We start from the raw sequence: 22,055 nt of genomic DNA on the forward strand, positions 1-22,055 counted from the left end.
GGGAATGTAGCCGGGACGCTCCGCGTTCCATTTTCGAATGTTTAAAGATGTGTTGGATTCACCGAACCTTCCCACAAGGTTTTCAGGTTGTCCGTCGGAAGCGCGATCCCTAGTCTTTGGTTGTCGCAGAAGACTCTGCGATCGGGAGGTGAGATTCCCGGTTACTGAATTTGGAAACCAGAGCAAGCCGCCCCATAATCGCCGCCAGTTCATGCTGTCGGCAGTTCTTTATGGCGGCTATGTACGGGCGGACTTCGGTCCGGCCGGGTTGGTTTCCTTACCGGTAATCTCACTCCGTACATAGTTGCCACCTCATTTCTCGAGTGAGATCGGAAATGAGTGGCGCAAATTCATAAGGAAATGCTCCATGAACAAGCCCGTACCCGACCCACCCCTCGAATCACCAACGCCCCTCGAAGAAGCCATGCGCGCCGAAGACCTCGCCCGCAACCGCGAAGCCATCAAACGCGCCCTCGACTATTACCTGTGCCCCAATCCTTCCAAACCGCGCCCGAGCACGATGTATATGGTCACGCCCAACGTCGACACCGAAAGCCTGCTGGCTAACGCCTGCGAATCCCTGGCCTCGGCCAATACCATCGCCAGCAATTTCGCCAACGAACTCAGCGGCCCGCAGCGCAGTACGGCGCTCGGCATCCAGCAGATCGTCATGCTGGCTGAGCTTGCAGTGAACCGCGCGCTGGATCGGGTTGATCCGCAAGCTTGAGACCGCGTCATCGTTCATCGCGGGCAAGCCCGCTCCCACAGGGTCGTGCGCGATTTCAATAAATCCGCAGAACTGGTGGGAGCTGGCTTGCCAGCGATGACGGCAGAGCTGACAACTCAAATCCCGAGCATAAAAAAACCGGCGATCATCACTGATCGCCGGTTTTCATTCAGCCGTTACTCAATCACGGCATCAACACTTCAATCGAGCCATCGGCCGTCAGGCTGACCTGGCTGGTGCCGGCTTCGACTTCAGGCGTTACGGGTGCCGAATCCATGCCGGCAGCTTTCATCATCATCGGGGCGCGCATGTACGGTTGTGGGAAGCCGTTGCTGTTGAGGTTCAGGTTGACGATTTTGTAACCCTTGCCGCCCAGGGCGTCGGTGGCCAGTTGGGCGCGGGCCTTGAAGGCGGTGACGGCTTCTTTCAGCAGTTTGTCTTCGCTGGCCTTGCGGGTCGGGTCGGCGATGGCGAAGTCCATGCCGCCCATTTTCAGGTCGGTCAGCAGCTCACCGGTGAGTTTGGACAGGGCGGCGAAGTCGGCGCTTTCCAGGCGCAGTTCGGCGCGTTCGCGCCAGCCGGTGATTTTCTGGCCTTTGGTGTCGTAGATCGGGTAGCTGTTGCGGCTGCCCTGGCGCAGGGTGATGTCTTTGACCTGCTTGGCCTGGGCCAGGGCCTTGTTCATGGTGGTGCTGACGTCGGCGGCGAGTTTGGCCGGGTCGGTGTTCTGTTCTTCGGTGTAGAGGGTCACGATCATCAGGTCGCGGGCCACTTCCTGGCTGACTTCGGCGCGCAGGGAAATCTGGTTGTAGTGCAGCTCGTCGGCGGCCAGGGCCGGAAGGCTGGCGACGCTGCCGACGGTCAGGGCGAGAAGGGCGGCGCTGCGGCGAAATGTGTGCATGAAAGCTCCTTGATGAGGGCGCAGGTGATGGTTCGGGGGCCTGCGTGAAACCATCAGACTCTAGCTTTTATGATCCGGTTCGCCCAGTTACAACTTCTATACAGATACGAGAGTGCGCCGTCCGTCGTATAGGACGGGATACCTGTTGGTTCTGACAGTAGACGGATTTCGTCGGCGGATTGAGCATGTTTGTGAATCGCCATTTCACTCGGCTTCACACACGACAATTACGAATAAGGAAATCTGAGATGAACGCACAAGAACAAGCCGATGCAACAAGTCGAGGTTATTCAGTTCAGCTCCAGGAACGGGTTCCCGGCAGTTGGTCGTATTGGGTTTACTTCAATAGCAATGAGGTGGGTGGCCCCTTTGGTTCAGAGAATGAAGGGTGGAATTGCGTGCAGGGATTGATCAATCAACAAACATACGGGATATGAATTCGACTGATCGTGAAAACCGGTAATCGTGAAGATCGCCGGTTTTTTGAGTATCAGATCGCCGTGCGCAACGCCGGTGACCGCCCGTAGCGAAGACGCCCCTATAGCCGCAGAAAATCTTTGCGCCATGTGGTCGTTTGCCGCACTTTCGCCTCTCAAGCCCGCGCCTTGGTTATACTCCGTGCGATCCGCCTGGAGCGCTCATCAGGAGAGCTCATGCTCGCCCCCGTACAACTGACTTCCGCCACTCGCCAGAACCTCTGGCGGCTGACTTTCATCCGCACCCTGGTGCTCGCCGCGCAGGCCGGCTCCGTGGGCCTGGCTTACTGGCTGGACCTCTTGCCGTTGCCGTGGGTGCAACTGGTGATGACCCTCGGCTGTTCGATTCTGCTGTGTGTGTTCACCGCCGTGCGTTTGCGCACTTCGTGGCCGGTGACCGAGCTCGAATACGCGCTGCAACTGGCCTGCGATCTGGTTATCCACAGCGCCTTGCTGTATTTCTCCGGTGGTTCGACCAACCCGTTCGTTTCGTATTATCTGGTGCCGCTGACCATCGCTGCGGTGACGCTGCCATGGCGTTATTCGGTGGTGCTGTCGGGCATTGCGCTGGCCTTGTACACGCTGATGCTGACGCACTTCTATCCACTGGAAACCCTGCCCGTGGCCCGGGAGAACCTGCAGATCTACGGCATGTGGCTGAGTTTTGCCCTCGCGGCAGCAGTGATCACCTTCTTCGCCGCGCGGATGGCCGAAGAGCTGCGCCGTCAGGAAGAATTGCGAGCGATCCGTCGCGAAGAAGGCCTGCGCGATCAGCAATTGCTGGCCGTGGCGACTCAGGCCGCCGGTGCCGCTCATGAACTGGGTACGCCGCTGGCGACCATGAGCGTGTTGCTCAACGAAATGCAGCAGGATCATCACGACCCGATGCTTCAGGAAGACCTGAAGGTGTTGAAGGATCAGGTGAAGCTCTGCAAGGAGACCCTCCAACAACTGGTGCGCGCCGCCGAAGCCAACCGCCGGATGGCGGTGGAGATGCAGGACGTCACCGAGTGGCTCGACGAAGCGCTCAACCGCTGGCACCTGATGCGCCCGGAAGCCAGTTACCGCTTCCAGCGTCTGGGCCAGGGCCCGTTGCCGCGTGTGGCGCCGCCACCGGATCTGACTCAGGCCTTGTTGAATCTGTTGAACAACGCCGCCGATGCCTGCCCGGAAAACCTTCAGGTGACCCTGGACTGGACCGCCGAAGACCTGACCATCAGCATCCGCGATCATGGCGCCGGTGTGCCGCTGGCCATCGCCGAGCAGATCGGCAAACCGTTTTTTACCACCAAGGGCAAAGGTTTCGGCCTGGGCCTGTTTTTGAGCAAGGCCAGCGTGACACGCGCCGGCGGCTCAGTGAAACTCTATAGTCATGAGGAAGGCGGCACGCTCACCGAGCTGCGCCTGCCCCACGGCGCCCGAGGAGAGCAACATGAGTGACGAAATCCAAGTCGAAGGCGAAGAACTGCCGCATTTGCTGCTGGTCGACGATGACGCGACCTTCACCCGGGTGATGGCCCGTGCCATGGCCCGCCGTGGTTTCCGCGTCAGCACCGCCGGTTCCGCCGAGGAAGGCCTGACCATCGCCCAGGCCGATCTGCCGGATTACGCCGCGCTGGACCTGAAAATGGACGGCGATTCCGGTCTGGTCCTGCTGCCGAAACTGCTGGAGCTGGACCCGGAAATGCGCGTGGTGATCCTCACCGGTTACTCGAGCATTGCCACGGCGGTTGAAGCGATCAAGCGCGGCGCCTGCAACTATCTGTGCAAACCGGCGGATGCCGACGATGTGCTGGCAGCGCTGCTGTCCGAACACGCCGACCTCGACAGCCTGGTGCCGGAAAACCCGATGTCGGTGGATCGCCTGCAGTGGGAGCACATCCAGCGCGTGCTGACCGAGCACGAAGGCAACATCTCCGCCACGGCCCGCGCCCTGGGCATGCACCGCCGCACCCTGCAGCGCAAATTGCAGAAGCGCCCGGTTCGTCGCTGAACCTGCGCTGAACGACCATCGCCAGCCCTCGCGATAAAGCGCACCGATCATCTATGATCGGTGCGTGTCTGTTCTTTTCTTTATCGAGCCTTTTTCATGAATCAGAACGCTGAATATTCCGCGGTCAACGATACTGTGCGCGGGCAGTTTTTTCGCAAGGTGTGGGCCATGACCACGCCTTACTGGCGCAGCGAAGAGAAGGGCAAGGCCTGGACGTTGCTGATTGCCGTGATTGCGCTGACGTTGTTCAGCGTGGCGATCTCGGTGTGGATCAACAGTTGGTACAAGGACTTCTACAACGCCTTGCAGAAGAAGGACGAGGCGGCGTTCTGGCAGTTGATCCTGTATTTCTGCGGCATTGCGGCCGTGGCGATCCTCGGCGCGGTGTATCGCCTGTACCTGACGCAGATGCTGACCATCCGCTGGCGGGCATGGCTCACCGAGAACCATTTCAAGCGCTGGCTCGGGCACAAAAACTATTACCAGCTGGAGCAGGGCGGCTACACCGACAACCCTGACCAGCGGATTTCCGAAGACCTCAACACCTTCACCAGTAATACCTTGAGTCTGGCTCTGGGGTTGATCCGCACGGTGGTCAGCCTGGTGTCGTTCTCGATCATTCTGTGGGGCGTGTCGGGCAGCATCGAGGTGTTCGGCGTCGAGATTCCCGGCTACATGTTCTGGTGTGCGCTGCTGTACGCGGCGGTCGGCAGCTGGCTGACGCACCTGATCGGTCGACGCCTGATCGGCCTGAACAACCAGCAGCAACGCTTCGAAGCCGACCTGCGTTTCTCCATGGTGCGGGTGCGCGAGAATGCCGAGAGCATTGCGTTGTACAACGGTGAGCCGAACGAAAATCGTCGCCTGAGCAACCGCTTCGGTCTGGTCTGGCACAACTTCTGGGACATCATGCGGGTGTCCAAGCGCCTGACGTTCTTCACCTCGGGTTACGGCCAGATCGCAATCATCTTTCCGTTCATCGTCGCGGCCCCGCGTTACCTGACCGGCAAGATCGAGCTGGGTGAGCTGATGCAGATCAACTCGGCGTTCGGCAACGTGCAGGAGAACTTCAGCTGGTTCATCAACGCCTATTCGGATCTCGCTGCGTGGCGCGCCACGTGTGATCGTCTGCTGAGTTTCCGCCAGGCGATGACCGACAACGAAGAACGGGCACCGGCCATCGACGTGCAGAATCAGGGCGATGAGCTGACAGTGCACAACCTCGGCCTCGATCTGGCCGACGGTCGTCACCTGCTGACCAATGCCGACATGACCGTGGAGGCGGGCGAGCGGGTGATGCTCAGCGGTCGTTCCGGCAGCGGTAAATCCACTCTGTTACGGGCGATGGGACATTTGTGGCCGGCGGGGCACGGCAGCATTCGCTTGCCGGCCTCGCGTTATCTGTTCCTGCCACAGAAACCGTATCTGCCGATCGGCACCCTGCGCGACGCCTTGAGTTATCCACAACCGGGCGACACCTACGCGCCCGAGCGTTATGCACAAGTGCTGGAAACCTGCCGCTTGCCACATCTGGTGGCTCGACTGGACGAAGCCAACCACTGGCAGCGCATGTTGTCGCCGGGTGAACAACAACGTCTGGCCTTCGCTCGAGCGCTGCTCTACGCGCCGCAATGGCTGTACATGGACGAAGCAACCTCGGCGATGGATGAGGAAGACGAAGCCACGCTGTATCAGGCGTTGATCGACCAGTTGCCGGGCCTGAGCATTGTCAGCGTCGGCCATCGCAGCAGCCTCAAGCGCTTCCATCCACGGCATGTGCGGATCGACAGTGGTCACCTGGTTGAGCAGAACGTGACCGCCTGATATATCCACACAAACCCTGTGGGGGCTGGCTTGCCGCCTCCCACAGGGTTTGTGTGGAAACGGAAAGTGATCGTACAACCCGCTTGAGCTATGATGCCCACAAGCCGAATTTTCGAGACAAGATGCAAACCATGGAAAACACGATCGACACCCCGCGTCTCCCTCGCAAGCGCCGCAGCCTGGCTCAGGAACTGGTGACGGTGCTGACCGAGCAGATCCGCGACGGTCTGCTCAAGCGCGGCGACAAGTTGCCGACCGAGTCGGCGATCATGGAGGCCCATGGCGTCAGCCGCACCGTGGTGCGCGAGGCGATTTCCCGTTTGCAGGCGGCGGGGCAGGTGGAAACCCGTCATGGCATCGGCACCTTCGTGCTCGACACCCCGAGCCCGAGCGGTTTCCGGATCGACCCGGCCACCGTGGTCACCCTGCGTGACGTGCTGGCCATTCTCGAACTGCGTATCAGCCTCGAAGTCGAATCCGCCGGCCTCGCCGCACAGCGCCGCAGCGCCGAGCAACTTGCTGCGATGCGCGCGGCCCTTGATGCGCTGAATGACAGCGTGGCCCACGCCAGCGATGCAGTGGCGTCGGACTTCCAGTTCCATCTGCAAATCGCGCTGTCCACCGGCAACCGCTATTTCACCGACATCATGACCCACCTGGGCACCAGCATCATTCCGCGCACTCGCCTGAATTCGGCGCGCCTGGCCCATGACGATCAGCAGCACTACATGAATCGCCTGAGCCGCGAACACGAAGAAATCTACGACGCCATCGCCCGTCAGGATTCCGATGCCGCCCGTGCGGCCATGCGCCTGCACCTGACCAACAGCCGCGAACGGCTGCGTCAGGCGCATGAAGAGGCGCAGGCGCAGGGGTGAGAAATCAGGCTTCGATGTAGAGTTTCAGTGGTTCCGAACACGGCTCCAGACTGGCCTCATCAGCAAACTTGTAACGCAGTTCGACGGTGTTGTTCAGGTACTTTTCCAGCTCGAATCTGGGGATGCTCAGTTCGATCCCGGTCAGGCCGACCATATCGTCGAGTGCGTCATCCCAGACGCCGGTCGGCTCCGACAAACCCTGCCATTCAGGCTCTTCAGGATCGTCACCGAGGATCGGGTACACATCCCAGTTCGGCGGTGTGTTCTGGCCATCGGGTACACGAACGCTCAGGTCGTCATCCAGGCTCGATAACCGCAGGATGATCGAGTCGCTGGCGTGATCGGGAAATTGCGGAAGGTGTGCAGCGGCAAACGTCATGGTTCGTTCTCCTTGAAAGATCTGCCGCGATCCTTCGCGGCAGTCGTTGCACTTTACCCGGCGAATTCGTGAGGCGCGCCGGGGCAATCTTGTCCGGGCATTTCAGCTGTGGGGCAGAATCGAACGATCCACCCTGACCGCGAGTTTGCCGGGGCCGGGGCTGACGTCGAACGTCGCGTGGCCCTCAGCGTCCACCGACGCCCGAGCGATGGCCACACCGTCGCGCAGCAATTGCAGCGGCGCACCTTTCAACGATTGGCCCGAGGCCAGTTCCAGTTTCAATTTGATGCTCATCGAATCGCTCCTTAATTCGTATTGCCGGCTGGGTGATAGTCCTTGAGCAGCAGGTAAGTGCTCCAGCCCCACCAGTCGTCGACGGTGGCGGTGTCGTTGAGGTTGTTGACGTCCTTGCGCCGCAGGACTTTGTTGCCCTGGACGCGGAACAGTGGTGAGAAGTTGTTCTCCACTTTGTGCACATCATCGAGATCCGGCAGGTGCTTCAGCGCGGCGAAATCGGACTCATCAGGGCGCTTGCCACTGAGGTAGGCGTCGAACACTTCGTCGGCGGAGGCCTGGGTAGCCTGTTTGACATGGGACTGGTTGGCGAACTGTTCCTCGTCAGGGATGAGGTCGAAGTAGCGTTTGTCGCCAAAAGTGCGCCAGTGCTCGCTCAGGCTATTGCGCACCTTGAGGCCAAACTGGTTGTCTTCGTCGTGCATGAAACGAGAAATCAGCGAACCCAGATCGCCGGGTGTCACCACCGCCGCCAGCTCACGGCGCGGAACGCGCAGGTGACCGGAGGCAAACAGGTCGGTGAGGAAATGATCGGCGAAGGCATTCATGGCGTAGGCCAGTTCCAGGGCCGCGGTGTCCTGCGTCCCATGGGCGGCGACGGCCTGTTTGAGTGCTGCCGAGTGGCCGGCGATATAGGCGCGTTTTGCCCATTTGCCAAAATGGTCGGGGTTGTTGGCCGCGAGTTTCAGATAGCGACCCAGTGGAAAAAGGGCGGAGACAAAACTTCCGCCGCCGGTGATTTTATTCCACTCTTCGGACAACGTATCACCCAGTTTCTCGTACGCCTCATGCGCGGGCTTGCCCTCGTGGATGGCTTGTTCGACCGCCGCAGCCTCTTGTTTGGCGACCTCGAGAATCTTGCCTGCCTCAGCTTTCGCAGAAGATGCGGTTGCCAGGGAATTGAACGCAGCAGTAAAGCGCTGAAGGCGCTCGGCGGCTGTCGCGCCGTCGCAGATCGGTTGCTCGGGGATCCCATAGAAATCGCCACCCAAGCCCAATATCTGACCGTAGGTCAGTGCCAATCCATTGGGCAGATGCAGGGGAACCTTGCTGGCCGGTCTTGGTGGCGTTGTTGTGTCCTGACGCAGCAGCACATTGTCGCCGATGGCCGTGTGTTCAAGTATTTCGTAATACAGCCCGATCCCTTTGCTTGCCCTTGGTTTACCCGGGTTGGGAGGCGGGGGCTCGATGTGCGAATCGGTCGCCAGCAATATGAGGTGAGACTGTTCGCCGTCGATCTCGATCCCCGTTTCGCTAAACAACTCCTCGAACCGGGCAATGAGCGGGACCGGCGGTTGTTGTGGATCGTTTTGTGGATCTGACATTTCTTGCTCCTTGATATGCCATCCGTAAAAATATTTAACTGTACTTATATACAGTAATCGGCAGCCTAGCCCAGAAGTTTCCTACGTCAAGGTAAGCAGAGTCCCACGCAGGAGGAGGCGAAGACGATGAAATGCAGTTGACGGTTATATTTTAAGTTGTACGATGACCTACAACTTCGGCGAAGGCTGAACGGTCCACTCACAAAAAACGTTGCTACCAGGGTGTTCGAATAATGAATCCACAAGAACTGAAGTCCATCCTCTCCGCCGGCCTGCTGTCGTTCCCGGTGACCGATTTCAATGCCCAGGGCGATTTCAACCGCGCTGGCTACATCAAACGCCTGGAATGGCTGGCCCCGTACGGTGCTTCAGCCCTGTTCGCCGCCGGTGGCACCGGTGAATTCTTCTCCCTGGCTGCCAGCGAATACTCGGAAATCATCAAGACTGCCGTCGACACTTGCGCCAGCAGCGTGCCGATCCTCGCCGGTGTCGGCGGTTCGACCCGTCAGGCCATCGAATACGCTCAGGAAGCCGAGCGTCTGGGCGCCAAAGGCCTGTTGTTGCTGCCGCACTATCTGACCGAAGCCAGCCAGGACGGCGTTGCCGCCCACGTTGAAGCGGTGTGCAAATCGGTCAACATCGGCGTGGTGGTCTACAACCGCAACGTCTGCCGCCTGACCGCGCCGCTGCTGGAGCGTCTGGCCGAGCGCTGCCCGAACCTGATCGGTTACAAGGACGGTCTGGGCGATATCGAACTGATGGTGTCGATCCGTCGTCGCCTCGGCGATCGCTTCAGCTACCTCGGTGGTCTGCCGACCGCCGAAGTCTACGCCGCTGCCTACAAGGCCCTGGGCGTGCCGGTCTACTCGTCGGCGGTGTTCAACTTCATCCCGAAAACCGCGATGGACTTCTACCACGCCATTGCCCGCGAAGATCACGCCACCGTCGGCAAGATCATCGACGACTTCTTCCTGCCGTACCTCGACATCCGCAACCGCAAGGCCGGTTACGCCGTGAGCATCGTCAAGGCTGGCGCCAAGATCGCCGGTTATGACGCCGGCCCGGTGCGTGCGCCGCTGACCGACTTGACCGGCGAAGAGTACGAAATGCTCGCTGCGCTGATCGACAAGCAAGGTGCGCAGTAACACACCTCTATAAACAAGGCCGCTGAGCAATCAGCGGCTTTTTGCGTCAGGAGAATGATTCGTGACCAAGCGCTATGACAACTACATCAACGGTGAATGGGTCGCCGGCAACGATTACTCGGCGAACATCAACCCGTCCGAACTGAGCGATACCATCGGCGATTACGCCAAGGCTGACCTGGCTCAAGTCAATGCCGCCATCGACGCCGCTCGCGCCGCGTTCCCGGCGTGGTCGACTTCGGGCATTCAGGCCCGTCACGACTCGCTGGACAAAGTCGGCACTGAAATCCTCGCCCGCCGCGAAGAACTCGGCACCCTGCTGGCCCGGGAAGAGGGCAAGACCCTGCCGGAAGCCATCGGCGAAGTGACCCGCGCCGGCAACATCTTCAAGTTCTTCGCCGGTGAATGCCTGCGTCTGTCCGGCGACTACGTGCCGTCGGTGCGTCCGGGCGTCAACGTTGAAGTCACCCGCGAAGCCCTCGGCGTGGTCGGTCTGATCACCCCGTGGAATTTCCCGATTGCCATCCCGTCGTGGAAAATCGCCCCGGCCCTGGCCTACGGCAACTGCGTGGTGTTGAAGCCGGCGGATCTGGTGCCGGGCTGTGCCTGGGCGCTGGCCGAAATCATCTCCCGCGCAGGCTTCCCGGCCGGCGTGTTCAACCTGGTGATGGGCAGCGGTCGCGTGGTCGGTGAAGCACTGGTCAGCAGCCCGAAAGTCGACGGCATCAGCTTCACCGGCTCCGTCGGTGTGGGCCGTCAGATCGCGGTCAATTGCGTGTCGCGTCAGGCCAAGGTTCAGCTGGAGATGGGCGGCAAGAACCCGCAGATCATTCTCGACGACGCCGACCTCAAGCAGGCGGTCGAGCTGTCGGTGCAGAGCGCGTTCTACTCCACCGGCCAGCGTTGCACGGCATCGAGCCGTCTGATCGTCACCGCCGGCATTCACGACAAGTTCGTCGAAGCCATGGCCGAGCGCATGAAGTCGATCAAGGTCGGTCACGCGCTGAAGGCCGGCACCGACATCGGTCCGGTGGTCTCGCAAGCGCAGCTTGAGCAGGACATGAAATACATCGACATCGGTCAGTCCGAAGGTGCGCGTCTGGTCAGCGGCGGTGGTTTGGTGACGTGTGACACCGAGGGTTACTTCCTCGCGCCGACCCTGTTTGCCGACAGCGAAGCCTCGATGCGCATCAGCCGCGAAGAGATCTTCGGCCCGGTGGCCAACATCGTCCGCGTGGCCGATTACGAGGCTGCACTGGCCATGGCCAACGACACCGAATTCGGTCTGTCGGCGGGCATCGCCACCACGTCGCTGAAGTACGCCAACCACTTCAAACGTCATTCCCAGGCCGGGATGGTGATGGTCAACCTGCCGACCGCCGGTGTCGATTATCACGTTCCGTTCGGTGGCCGTAAGGGTTCATCCTATGGCTCACGTGAGCAAGGCCGCTATGCGCAAGAGTTCTACACGGTCGTGAAGACCAGCTACATCGGTTCGTAAATCGCTGCACCCGCGCCGGGCCTTCGCCTGAGGCCCAGCGCGGCACAAGACCAAAGAATGTTTTACCCGCATAAAAATAATCAGTGGGAGTACATCTACATGCAATCGTCCAAGCCGACTCACGTCCGCTATTTGATCCTGCTCATGCTGTTCCTGGTGACCACGATCAACTACGCCGACCGTGCCACCATCGCGATCGCCGGTTCCAGTTTGCAAAAAGACCTCGGCATCGACGCGGTCACCCTCGGCTACATCTTCTCTGCTTTCGGTTGGGCCTACGTGGCCGGGCAAATTCCCGGCGGCTGGCTGCTCGATCGCTTCGGCTCGAAAAAAGTCTATGCCCTGAGCATCTTCACCTGGTCGCTGTTCACCGTGCTGCAAGGCTTCGTCGGTGAGTTCGGCATGTCCACGGCCATCGTCGCGCTGTTCATGCTGCGCTTTCTGGTCGGTCTGGCCGAGGCGCCATCGTTCCCCGGTAACGCACGCATCGTCGCGGCCTGGTTCCCGACCGCTGAGCGCGGCACCGCTTCGGCGATCTTCAACTCGGCGCAATACTTCGCCACCGTGTTGTTCGCGCCGCTGATGGGCTGGATCGTGTTCTCCTTTGGCTGGGAGCACGTGTTCATCGTCATGGGCCTGCTCGGTATCGTGTTCTCGCTGGTCTGGCTGAAGGTTATCCACAGCCCGCGCCAACACCCGATGGCCAACGAAGCGGAAGTGAAGTTCATCGCCGACAACGGCGGCATGGTCGACATGGACCAGAAACAAGGCAAAAAAGCTGACGGCCCGAAATGGGATTACATCCGCCAGCTGCTGACCAATCGCATGATGCTCGGCGTTTACCTGGGCCAGTACTGCATCAACGGCATCACCTATTTCTTCCTGACCTGGTTCCCGGTGTACCTGGTGCAGGAGCGCGGCATGACCATCCTCAAGGCCGGTTTCATCGCCTCGTTGCCGGCGATCTGCGGTTTTATCGGTGGCGTGCTCGGCGGGGTGATTTCCGATTATCTGCTGCGCAAGGGCCATTCGCTGACGTTCGCCCGCAAGGCGCCGATCATTGCCGGTCTGCTGGTTTCGAGCAGCATCGTGGCCTGCAACTATGTGGACGTTGAATGGATGGTGGTCGGTTTCATGGCCCTGGCATTCTTCGGCAAAGGCGTGGGCGCGCTGGGCTGGGCGGTGGTCTCCGACACCTCGCCGAAACAGATCGCCGGTCTGAGTGGCGGCCTGTTCAACACCTTCGGCAACATCGCGTCGATCACCACCCCGATCGTTATCGGCTACATCATCAGTTCCACCGGCTCGTTCAAATGGGCACTGGTGTTCGTCGGCGCCAACGCACTCGTGGCGGTGTTCAGCTACCTGGTGATCGTCGGCCCGATCAAACGTGTGGTACTTAAAGAGCCGCCAACCAATGGCGGTTCCGAAGCCACCGGCAAATTGTCTCAAGCGCATTCCTGAGGAGCGGCGTCATGCATTTGATTGAACATTCCGACTCGCCGCGCTACATCCGCCTGCACGAGCGGGACAACGTAGTGGTAGTGGTCAACGACCAGGGCGTGCCGGCCGGCACCGCATTTGCCGATGGCCTGGTGACGGTGGATTTTGTACCGCAGAGTCACAAGGTCAGCCTCGTGGATATTCCCGAGGGCGGCACGGTGATTCGCTACGGCCAGATCATCGGCTACGCGTTGCAGCCGATTCCCCGTGGCAGTTGGGTCAAGGAAGATCAACTGCGCATGCCGACCGCGCCGCCGCTGGACAGCCTGCCGCTGTCCACCGATGTGCCGGCCGCGCAGGCTCCGCTGGAAGGTTTCACGTTCGAGGGTTACCGCAACGCCGACGGTACGGTCGGCACGCGCAACATCCTCGGGATCACCACTACCGTGCAATGCGTCACCGGGGTGCTGGATCACGCGGTGAAGCGGATCAAGGATGAACTGTTGCCGAAGTACCCGCACGTCGATGACGTGGTGGCGCTGACCCACAGTTACGGTTGCGGCGTGGCCATCACGGCCACCGACGCCTACATCCCGATCCGCACGGTGCGCAATCTGGCGCGCAACCCGAACCTCGGTGGCGAGGCGCTGGTGATCAGCCTGGGCTGCGAAAAATTGCAGGCCGGGCAGGTGATGCATGAAGACGATGCTTCGGTGGATCTGAGCGAGCCGTGGCTGTATCGCTTGCAGGATTCCAGTCACGGTTTCACCGAGATGATCGAGCAGATCATGGAGTTGGCTGAAGTCCGACTGAAGAAACTCGACCAGCGCCGCCGGGAAACCGTGCCGGCGTCCGAGTTGATCCTGGGCATGCAGTGCGGCGGCAGCGATGCGTTTTCCGGGATCACCGCCAACCCGGCGCTTGGTTATGCCTCGGACTTGCTGCTGCGTGCGGGGGCGACGGTGATGTTTTCCGAAGTCACCGAAGTGCGCGACGCGATTTACCTGCTGACCTCACGGGCCCAGACCAAAACCGTTGCCGAGGAACTGGTGCGCGAGATGGACTGGTACGACCGTTACCTGGCCAAGGGTGAAGCGGATCGCAGCGCCAACACCACGCCGGGCAACAAGAAGGGCGGGTTGTCGAACATCGTCGAGAAGTCGCTGGGCTCGATCGTGAAGTCCGGCAGCAGTGCGATCAGCGGCGTGCTCGGCCCCGGGGAGCGCTTCAAGCAGAAGGGTTTGATTTTTTGTGCGACGCCGGCGAGTGATTTTGTCTGCGGTACGTTGCAACTGGCGGCGGGGATGAACCTGCATGTGTTCACGACCGGTCGTGGCACGCCTTACGGGTTGGCGATGGCGCCAGTGGTGAAGGTTTCGACCCGTACGGAGCTGGCGCAGCGCTGGCCGGATCTGATCGACATCGATGCCGGGCGGATTGCTACCGGGCGTGCGTCCATCGAGGAGTTGGGCTGGGAGTTGTTCCACTACTACCTGGATGTGGCGAGCGGCAAGCAGCAGACGTGGGCGGAGAAGCACAAGCTGCATAACGACATTACGTTGTTCAATCCGGCGCCTATCACCTGAGTCTGTTGATCGTTCCCACGCATAGCGTGGGAACGAACGGGGTGAAAGTGGCTTATCATTAGCCCCCTAACGACGCTCACCTCCAAGGCTCCCCGGCATGCTGGCAATCTTCCTCGAAACCCTGAACATCACCGCGCCGGTGTTTGCCATGCTGTTTCTGGGGGTGCTGCTCAAGCGCATCGACTGGATCAACGACAACTTTATCCACACGGCCTCGTCGCTGGTGTTCAACGTCACCATGCCGGCGCTGCTGTTTCTCGGCATCCTGCACGCCGACCTGCACGCCGCGCTGCAACCGGCGCTGCTCATCTATTTCGCCCTTGCCACGCTGGTCAGTTTTGCCCTGGCCTGGGGCTGGGCGATTTTCCGCTGCCCGCGTGAAGACCGGGGCATCTACACCCAAGGCGCGTTTCGCGGCAACAACGGGGTGATCGGCCTGGCGCTGGCGGCGAGCATGTATGGCGACTACGGGATTTCCCTCGGGGCGATTCTCGCGGCGCTGGTGATCCTGTTCTACAACACCCTGTCGACCATCGTGCTGGCGGTGTACAGCCCGGTGATCAAGTCCGATCCGTGGAGCATCTGCAAAAGCGTGGTCAGCAATCCGTTGATCATCAGCGTGATCGCGGCGGCGCCGTTCGCTTATTTCAAGATCGGTCTGCCGGGGTGGCTGGAAACCTCCGGCCAGTACCTGGCGCAAACCACGCTGCCGCTGGCCCTGATCTGCATTGGCGGTACGCTGTCGCTGGCGGCGCTGCGCAAGAGCGGCAACATGGCGCTCAGTTCGAGTCTGGTGAAGATGGTCGGTCTGCCGGTGATCGCCACGCTGGGCGCGTGGCTCTGGGGCTTTCGCGGGGCGGAGCTGGGAATTCTGTTTCTGTACTTCGGCAGCCCGACCGCCGCCGCCAGTTTCGTCATGGCCCGTGCGGCACAGGGCAACCATGAACTGGCGGCGGCGATCATCGTGCTGACCACATTGATGGCAGCGATCACCACCAATATCGGGATCTTCTTCCTGCAGTGGGGCGGGTGGATCTGAGGCCGGCGGTTACTCGGGCTTCTGGTAGCTGTCGATCACTTCCTGCGCCGCGCGGAACGCATCGATCGCCGCCGGTACGCCGGCGTACACCGCGCAATGCAGCAGCGCTTCACGGATCTCATCGACCGTGCAGCCATTGTTCAACGCACCGCGTACGTGACCCTTCAATTCCTGCGGGCACTTCAACGCGGTCAGCGCGGCGAGGGTGATCAGGCTGCGAGTCTTCAGCGGCAAACCTTCGCGATTCCACACGCCGCCCCAGGCGTGTTCGTTGACGAAGTCCTGCAAGGGTTGAGTGAACTCCGTGGCATTGCCCAGCGCGCGGTCGACAAACGCGTCGCCCATTACCTGACGGCGGACTTCAACCCCGGATTTCTTCGATTCGGTCATGGCATATCCCTCTTGTGGTGTTGGCGGCGCCAGGCGCGCACGGACGTGAAAAACAGAAACGCCAGCAGCGTCGGCAGCACATAAAACAGCATCAATCGCTCGAGTTTGCCGGCCAGTGGCATGCCGGTGGTGAACGACACCACGTGCAGCCCGTACGCCAGGTACAAACCCAGCAGCAACAGGCCTTCGGCCCGGGTCACGCGGTAACCGGAATAGAACACCGGCAGGCACAGCGCGGCGACGCCGAGCATCACCGGCAGGTCGAAATCCAGTGCGTTCGGCGAGACCGACAGCGGCGTCGGCGCGATCAGTGCGGTGAGGCCCAGCACCCCAAGCAGGTTGAACAGGTTGGCACCGATCACGTTGCCCACGGCGATGTCCCGCTGACCGCGCAACGCAGCGATCAGCGAGGTGGCGAGTTCCGGCAGCGAGGTGCCGACCGCGACCACGGTCAGGCCGATCACCCGCTCGGAGAACCCCAGATCGGTGGCCACCACCACGGCCGCCCCCAGCAGCAGATGCCCGGCGAACACCAGCATGCCCAGACCGCCGACAATCATCAGCAGGCTGGTGAACCATGGGGCCTGCGGATCGTGGGGTTGATCGGAGTGCGGGCGGGCCGAGTGCCGCGACTGGCGCAGCAATAATCCGAGATACAGGGCGAGGGCGCCGAGCAACAGAATGCCGTCGAAGCGCCCGAGCTCTTCATTCCATGCCAGGACGAACACCAGCAGGCTGGCACCGATCATCAGTGGAATGTCGAGGCGCACCAATTGCCGCGATACCCGCAGCGGAATGATCAGCGCCGACAGGCCGAGGGTGACGAGAATGTTGAAAATGCTGCTGCCGATCACGCTGCTGACGGCGATGTCCGGCGTGTGCGCCTGCACGGCTTGCAGGCTGACGGCCATTTGCGGAGCGCTGCTGCCGAGGGCGACGATGGTCAGGCCGATGATCAGCGGTCGGACATGCAGACGCGCGGCCAGGCGCACGGCGGCGCGCACCATCAGCTCGGCGCCGGCGATCAGCAGGAACAGCCCGCTGAGCAATTCGATCACACTGATCAGGGGTAAGTCGGTCAGTCCGAAAATAGTGGACGCTCCATCAGTCGTCGAGGGCCTGGATCCGGACCCGGGCCGTTCCACTGCGCAGCATACCGAGCTGTTCGGCCGCCGCACGTGAAACATCGATCAGGCGGCCACGGGTGTGCGGGCCGCGGTCGTTGATGCGGACCACGACGGATTCATCGTTTTTCAGGTTGGTGACCTTCACCCGGGTGCCGAACGGCAACTGGCGGTGGGCGGCTGTCAAAGAATTCTGGTTGAACGCTTCGCCGCTGGCGGTGCGTTTACCGTGGTGCTTGGCACCGTAATAGGAGGCGACGCCGGTCTGGTCGTAACCGTGCGGGTCGATGACATCGGTGCTGGCGCAACCGGCCAGCAAGGAGAGCAGGGCGCAGGCGCCGAGCAGACGTTTCATTCGAAAGCTCCCAAATAACAATGTGGGAGCGAGCTTGCTGGCGAAGGCGATCCGTCAGTCACTTTTGCAGTGTCTGAAATTGCGCTGTCGCGAGCATGCTCGCTCCCACAGGGAATGGAGCCAGGCTTTGGATCTGGCTCCATTGTGGTCAGCCTTCGAGCTTGCTTTTCAGCAGTTCGTTCACTTGCTGCGGGTTGGCCTTGCCTTTGGAGGCTTTCATGGCCTGGCCGACGAAGAAGCCGAACATCTTGCCGCGCTTGGCTTCGTCTGCCGCACGGTATTGCTCGACCTGCTCGGCATTGGCCGCGAGCATTTCGTCCAGCACCGCCGAGATTGCGCCGGTGTCGGTCACTTGCTTCAGGCCGCGCTTTTCGATGATCTCGTCTGCGCTGCCTTCGCCGTTGGCCATCGCTTCAAACACCACCTTGGCGATCTTGCCGGAGATGGTGTTGTCCTTGATGCGCTGCAGCATGCCGCCCAGTTGTTCGGCCGAAACTGGCGAATCCTCGATGTCCAGGTTCTGCTTGTTGAGCAGGCTGCCCAACTCGACCATCACCCAGTTCGCCGCCAGTTTGGCGTCGCCGCCGATGCTGGCGACTTTCTCGAAGTAGTCCGCCTGCTCACGGCTGGTGGCCAGCACGTTGGCGTCATAGGCCGACAGACCGAACGCACTCTGGAAGCGCTCGCGCTTCTGCGGTGGCAGTTCCGGCAGGGTGGCGCGCACGTCATTGAGGAACGAGTCCTCGATGACCACCGGCAGCAGGTCCGGATCGGGGAAGTAACGGTAGTCGTTGGCTTCCTCTTTGCTGCGCATCGGACGGGTTTCGTCCTTGTTCGGATCGTACAGACGGGTCTGCTGGATCACTTTGCCGCCGTCTTCGATCAGGTCGATCTGACGCTGGATCTCGGAGTTGATCGCCTTCTCGATGAAGCGGAACGAGTTGACGTTCTTGATTTCACAGCGGGTGCCGAACTCGGCCTGGCCTTTCGGACGGATCGACACGTTGCAGTCGCAACGCAGCGAGCCTTCGGCCATGTTGCCATCGCAGATGCCCAGGTAACGTACCAGCGCGTGGATCGCCTTGACGTAGGCCACGGCTTCCTTGGCGCTGCGCATGTCAGGCTCGGACACGATTTCCAGCAGCGGCGTGCCGGCACGGTTCAGGTCGATGCCGGTGGCACCGCTGAATTCTTCGTGCAGGCTCTTGCCGGCGTCTTCTTCCAGGTGCGCGCGGGTGATGCCGACGCGTTTGACCGTGCCGTCTTCCAGAGCGATGTCCAAGTGGCCCTTGCCGACGATCGGCAACTCCATCTGGCTGATCTGGTAGCCCTTCGGCAGGTCCGGGTAGAAGTAGTTTTTACGGGCGAACACGTTGTGCTGACCGATCTCGGCGTCAATCGCCAGACCGAACATCACCGCCATGCGCACCGCTTCCTGGTTGAGCACCGGCAGCACGCCGGGCATGCCCAGGTCGATCAGGCTGGCCTGGGTGTTCGGCTCGGAACCGAACTGGGTGGAACTACCGGAAAAGATTTTCGACCGGGTGGTGAGCTGGGTGTGAATCTCCAGCCCGATCACGACTTCCCATTGCATGTGTGTCTCCTCAGAAGCCGGTTGGGGTGCGGGTGTGCCAGTCAGTGTTCAACTGATACTGGTGCGCAACATTGAGCAAACGGCCTTCCTGGAAATACGGAGCGAGCAGTTGCACGCCGACCGGCAGGCCGTCGACGAAACCGGCCGGCATCGACAGGCCCGGCAGGCCCGCGAGGTTGGCGGTGATGGTGTAGACGTCTTCCAGGTAGGCGGCGACCGGGTCGCTGTTCTTGGCACCGAGTTTCCAGGCCGGGTTTGGCGTGGTCGGGCCGAGGATGATGTCGACTTCATTAAAGGCAGCCATGAAGTCGTTCTTCACCAGGCGACGGATCTTCTGCGCTTTCAGGTAGTAGGCGTCGTAGTAACCGGCGGACAGCGCGTAGGCACCGACCATGATCCGGCGCTGCACTTCAGGCCCGAAGCCTTCGCCACGGGAGCGCTTGTACAGGTCTTCCAGGTTCTTCGGGTCTGCGCAGCGGTGGCCGAAGCGCACGCCGTCGAAACGCGACAGGTTGGAGGAGGCTTCTGCCGGGGCGATCACGTAGTACGCAGGGATCGCGTGCTGCATGTTCGGCAGGCTGATTTCCTTGATCACAGCACCGAGCTTCTGCAGCTCCTTGATGCTGTTCTGGATCAGGTCGGCGATGCGCGGGTCGAGACCGGCACCGAAGTATTCCTTCGGCACGCCGATACGCAGTCCTTGCAGCGAACCATTCAGGCCGGCGGCGTAGTCCGGCACTGGCTCATCGATGCTGGTGGAGTCGTTCGGATCGAAGCCGGCCATACCTTGCAACAAAATCGCGCAGTCTTCGGCGGTGCGAGCCAGCGGGCCGCCCTGATCGAGGCTGGAGGCGTAAGCGATCATGCCCCAGCGCGACACGCGACCGTAGGTCGGTTTCAGGCCGGTGAGGTTGGTGAATGCTGCTGGCTGACGGATCGAACCGCCGGTGTCGGTGGCCGTTGCGGCAGGCAACAGACGAGCGGCAACCGCGGCAGCCGAACCACCGGACGAACCGCCCGGCACGTGTTCCAGGTTCCACGGGTTTTTCACCGCGCCGTACCAGCTCGACTCGTTGGCCGAACCCATGGCGAATTCGTCCATGTTGGTCTTGCCCAGGGTCACGGTGCCGGCGGCGGCCAGCTTCGACACCACGGTGGCGTCGTATGGAGCCTTGAAGTTGTCGAGCATCTTCGAGCCGCAGCTGGTGCGGATGCCCTGGGTGCAGAACAGATCCTTGTGGGCGATCGGCGCACCGAGCAGGGCGCCACTCTCACCATTGGCCCGGCGCACGTCGGCGGCTTTCGCCTGCTCAAGGGCCAGCTCTTCGGTGAGGCTGATGAAACTGTTGAGCTGCGGGTCGAGCTGAGTAATACGCGCCAGCAGGACTTTGGTCAGCTCTTCGGAAGAAAACTTTTTATCGGCGAGACCGCGGGCGATCTCGGCCAGAGTCAATTGATGCATTGCAGGCTCTTTCCCTTTAGTCGATGACTTTCGGAACCAGGTACAGGCCGTTTTCGACCGCTGGTGCGATGGACTGATAAGCCTCGCGGTTATTGCTTTCGGTCACGACGTCGGCGCGCAGGCGCTGACTGGCTTCCAGCGGGTGGGCCAGCGGTTCGATACCGTCGGTATTGACCGCCTGCATTTCGTCGACCAGCCCGAGAATGCTGTTGAGGGCCGAAGTGATGTGTGGAAGATCGGCGTCATTAAGGCCAAGGCTGGCCAGATGAGCGATTTTTTCCACGTCGGAGCGTTCTAGCGCCATCGGGTTTCTCCAGTGGAAAACAGGACGGACGGCGTCCGTGTGTTAGATTGTCGGAACACTACCGCACTTCTACGGTCATAAGGCCGCGATTGTGGGGCTTGGTGCACAGAAAAGCGGCCAATTTAACATATTGGCGCCTTGCCCAAAATCCCTGTCGTTGTTAGAGTTTGCCGCACTTTTTTACCCACGCGTTGCCTAGGGTCCCTTTCCCATGTTCAAGAAACTGCGTGGCATGTTTTCCAGCGATCTTTCCATTGACCTGGGCACTGCCAACACCCTTATTTACGTGCGCGAGCGCGGTATCGTCCTGAATGAGCCATCGGTTGTGGCCATTCGGACACACGGTAACCAGAAAAGTGTCGTCGCTGTCGGCACCGAGGCCAAGCGCATGCTCGGCCGTACGCCGGGCAACATTGCTGCCATTCGTCCGATGAAGGACGGCGTGATCGCCGACTTCAGCGTCTGCGAAAAGATGCTGCAATACTTTATCAACAAGGTTCACGAAAACAGCTTTCTGCAGCCCAGCCCTCGTGTGCTGATCTGCGTTCCATGCAAGTCCACCCAGGTTGAGCGTCGTGCCATCCGTGAATCGGCCCTTGGCGCCGGTGCCCGTGAAGTGTTCCTGATCGAAGAGCCGATGGCGGCAGCGATCGGTGCCGGCCTGCCGGTTGAAGAAGCTCGCGGTTCGATGGTCGTGGATATCGGTGGTGGTACCACCGAAATCGCGCTGATCTCCCTGAACGGTGTGGTCTATGCCGAGTCCGTACGTGTTGGCGGCGACCGCTTCGACGAAGCGATCATCACCTACGTGCGCCGCAACTACGGCAGCCTGATCGGCGAATCCACCGCCGAACGCATCAAGCAGGAAATCGGCACGGCCTACCCGGGCGGCGAAGTTCGCGAAGTCGACGTTCGTGGTCGCAACCTGGCCGAAGGCGTTCCACGTGCATTCACCCTGAACTCCAACGAAGTGCTGGAAGCTCTGCAAGAGTCGCTGGCGACCATCGTTCAGGCGGTGAAAAGTGCTCTGGAGCAATCGCCGCCGGAACTGGCTTCCGACATCGCCGAGCGTGGCCTGGTGCTGACCGGTGGTGGCGCGCTGCTGCGTGACCTCGACAAGCTGCTGGCTCAGGAAACCGGTCTGCCGGTGATCGTTGCCGAAGATCCGCTGACCTGCGTCGCTCGCGGCGGTGGCCGTGCATTGGAAATGATGGACAAGCACACCATGGACCTGCTCTCCAGCGAATAATCGCCGGGTGCAATATGTGGGTGAGCGCACAGGCAGCACTTTGCAGTGCTGCCTGTTGGCGTTTAT

The 22,055-nt window shown here is 60.9% G+C and carries 22 protein-coding genes; 12 read left to right on the forward strand and 10 right to left on the reverse strand.

The genetic code is table 11. The features are described 5' to 3' along the window. Window positions 1–367: 367 nt before the first annotated feature. Window positions 368–727, forward strand: a complete 360-nt coding sequence (locus JKA62_RS18880; RefSeq protein ID WP_011332439.1) for a DUF6124 family protein — start codon at window positions 368–370, stop codon at window positions 725–727. Between the two features lie 184 nt (window positions 728–911). Here JKA62_RS18880 and JKA62_RS18885 read toward each other — a convergent pair whose 3' ends face one another. Next, complete coding sequence (locus tag JKA62_RS18885; protein WP_011332440.1) at window positions 912–1,628, reverse strand: SIMPL domain-containing protein; 717 nt, start codon at window positions 1,626–1,628, stop codon at window positions 912–914. Window positions 1,629–1,876: 248 nt separating this feature from the next. On the opposite strand from JKA62_RS18885, the gene JKA62_RS18890 reads away from it, so the two are divergent. The 5 genes from JKA62_RS18890 to JKA62_RS18910 all read left to right on the forward strand — a co-directional run bounded on the left by JKA62_RS18890 (window position 1,877) and on the right by JKA62_RS18910 (window position 6,799). Continuing rightward, window positions 1,877–2,065, forward strand: coding sequence for a hypothetical protein (locus JKA62_RS18890; protein WP_146615300.1), 189 nt, complete (start codon window positions 1,877–1,879; stop codon window positions 2,063–2,065). A gap of 216 nt (window positions 2,066–2,281) precedes the next feature. Then, window positions 2,282–3,544 carry an ATP-binding protein gene (locus JKA62_RS18895; protein WP_011332442.1) on the forward strand — a complete coding sequence of 421 codons (1,263 nt, stop codon included), beginning with the start codon at window positions 2,282–2,284 and terminating at the stop codon, window positions 3,542–3,544. Continuing rightward, a complete protein-coding gene (locus JKA62_RS18900) occupies window positions 3,537–4,097 on the forward strand; it encodes a response regulator transcription factor (RefSeq protein ID WP_003221630.1) in 561 nt (186 codons plus the stop codon). The genes JKA62_RS18895 and JKA62_RS18900 overlap by 8 nt, the downstream gene beginning before the upstream one ends. Window positions 4,098–4,193: 96 nt before the next feature. Continuing rightward, window positions 4,194–5,921, forward strand: coding sequence for an ABC transporter ATP-binding protein/permease (locus JKA62_RS18905; RefSeq protein WP_201819016.1), 1,728 nt, complete (start codon window positions 4,194–4,196; stop codon window positions 5,919–5,921). A 131-nt stretch (window positions 5,922–6,052) separates the two neighbouring features. After that, entirely contained in the window at window positions 6,053–6,799 is a 747-nt protein-coding gene (locus JKA62_RS18910) for a FadR/GntR family transcriptional regulator (RefSeq protein ID WP_181457905.1), read from the forward strand. Between the two features lie 4 nt (window positions 6,800–6,803). On the opposite strand, the gene JKA62_RS18915 is transcribed toward JKA62_RS18910, so the two are convergent. The 3 genes from JKA62_RS18915 to JKA62_RS18925 all read right to left on the reverse strand — a co-directional run bounded on the left by JKA62_RS18915 (window position 6,804) and on the right by JKA62_RS18925 (window position 8,797). Further along, window positions 6,804–7,178: a hypothetical protein gene (locus JKA62_RS18915; RefSeq protein ID WP_201819018.1), complete on the reverse strand. Its 375-nt coding sequence runs from the start codon at window positions 7,176–7,178 to the stop codon at window positions 6,804–6,806. Window positions 7,179–7,280: 102 nt separating this feature from the next. After that, window positions 7,281–7,472, reverse strand: coding sequence for a hypothetical protein (locus JKA62_RS18920; RefSeq protein WP_011332446.1), 192 nt, complete (start codon window positions 7,470–7,472; stop codon window positions 7,281–7,283). 11 nt (window positions 7,473–7,483) lie between these two features. Then, window positions 7,484–8,797, reverse strand: coding sequence for a phospholipase (locus tag JKA62_RS18925; protein ID WP_201819020.1), 1,314 nt, complete (start codon window positions 8,795–8,797; stop codon window positions 7,484–7,486). Window positions 8,798–9,030: 233 nt separating this feature from the next. Between JKA62_RS18925 and kdgD the strand changes: the two genes are divergently transcribed. From kdgD to JKA62_RS18950, 5 genes are all read left to right on the forward strand, one after another. Next, window positions 9,031–9,942 carry a 5-dehydro-4-deoxyglucarate dehydratase gene (gene kdgD / locus JKA62_RS18930; protein ID WP_011332448.1) on the forward strand — a complete coding sequence of 304 codons (912 nt, stop codon included), beginning with the start codon at window positions 9,031–9,033 and terminating at the stop codon, window positions 9,940–9,942. 61 nt (window positions 9,943–10,003) lie between these two features. Beyond that, window positions 10,004–11,443 (forward strand): aldehyde dehydrogenase family protein, encoded by a 1,440-nt coding sequence (locus tag JKA62_RS18935; protein WP_201819022.1) that lies wholly within the window; start codon window positions 10,004–10,006, stop codon window positions 11,441–11,443. 99 nt (window positions 11,444–11,542) lie between these two features. Beyond that, window positions 11,543–12,907: an MFS transporter gene (locus tag JKA62_RS18940; protein ID WP_041475503.1), complete on the forward strand. Its 1,365-nt coding sequence runs from the start codon at window positions 11,543–11,545 to the stop codon at window positions 12,905–12,907. 11 nt (window positions 12,908–12,918) lie between these two features. Beyond that, complete coding sequence (gene garD / locus JKA62_RS18945) at window positions 12,919–14,472, forward strand: galactarate dehydratase (RefSeq protein WP_201819024.1); 1,554 nt, start codon at window positions 12,919–12,921, stop codon at window positions 14,470–14,472. A gap of 97 nt (window positions 14,473–14,569) precedes the next feature. Next, entirely contained in the window at window positions 14,570–15,511 is a 942-nt protein-coding gene (locus JKA62_RS18950; protein WP_011332451.1) for an AEC family transporter, read from the forward strand. A 9-nt stretch (window positions 15,512–15,520) separates the two neighbouring features. On the opposite strand, the gene JKA62_RS18955 is transcribed toward JKA62_RS18950, so the two are convergent. From JKA62_RS18955 to gatC, 6 genes are all read right to left on the reverse strand, one after another. Next, window positions 15,521–15,901, reverse strand: coding sequence for a carboxymuconolactone decarboxylase family protein (locus tag JKA62_RS18955; RefSeq protein WP_011332452.1), 381 nt, complete (start codon window positions 15,899–15,901; stop codon window positions 15,521–15,523). Beyond that, window positions 15,898–16,959 carry a calcium/sodium antiporter gene (locus JKA62_RS18960; RefSeq protein ID WP_011332453.1) on the reverse strand — a complete coding sequence of 354 codons (1,062 nt, stop codon included), beginning with the start codon at window positions 16,957–16,959 and terminating at the stop codon, window positions 15,898–15,900. Before JKA62_RS18960 ends, JKA62_RS18955 begins: the two co-directional genes overlap by 4 nt. 46 nt (window positions 16,960–17,005) lie before the next feature. Next, window positions 17,006–17,380, reverse strand: a complete 375-nt coding sequence (locus JKA62_RS18965; protein ID WP_201819026.1) for a septal ring lytic transglycosylase RlpA family protein — start codon at window positions 17,378–17,380, stop codon at window positions 17,006–17,008. Window positions 17,381–17,528: 148 nt separating this feature from the next. Next, a complete protein-coding gene (gatB, locus tag JKA62_RS18970; protein ID WP_201819028.1) occupies window positions 17,529–18,974 on the reverse strand; it encodes an Asp-tRNA(Asn)/Glu-tRNA(Gln) amidotransferase subunit GatB in 1,446 nt (481 codons plus the stop codon). A 10-nt stretch (window positions 18,975–18,984) separates the two neighbouring features. Further along, complete coding sequence (gatA, locus tag JKA62_RS18975; RefSeq protein ID WP_011332456.1) at window positions 18,985–20,436, reverse strand: Asp-tRNA(Asn)/Glu-tRNA(Gln) amidotransferase subunit GatA; 1,452 nt, start codon at window positions 20,434–20,436, stop codon at window positions 18,985–18,987. Between the two features lie 16 nt (window positions 20,437–20,452). Next, the gene (gene gatC, locus JKA62_RS18980; protein WP_007953612.1) at window positions 20,453–20,740 is read right to left on the reverse strand and encodes an Asp-tRNA(Asn)/Glu-tRNA(Gln) amidotransferase subunit GatC; all 288 of its coding nucleotides are present in this window, start codon (window positions 20,738–20,740) and stop codon (window positions 20,453–20,455) included. Window positions 20,741–20,951: 211 nt separating this feature from the next. On the opposite strand from gatC, the gene mreB reads away from it, so the two are divergent. After that, window positions 20,952–21,989: a rod shape-determining protein MreB gene (mreB, locus tag JKA62_RS18985; RefSeq protein ID WP_002555108.1), complete on the forward strand. Its 1,038-nt coding sequence runs from the start codon at window positions 20,952–20,954 to the stop codon at window positions 21,987–21,989. Window positions 21,990–22,055: the final 66 nt, after the last annotated feature.

It is taken from the genome of Pseudomonas sp. B7 (genome assembly GCF_016735645.1).
GTDB classification, from domain to species: domain Bacteria; phylum Pseudomonadota; class Gammaproteobacteria; order Pseudomonadales; family Pseudomonadaceae; genus Aquipseudomonas; species Aquipseudomonas glycinae.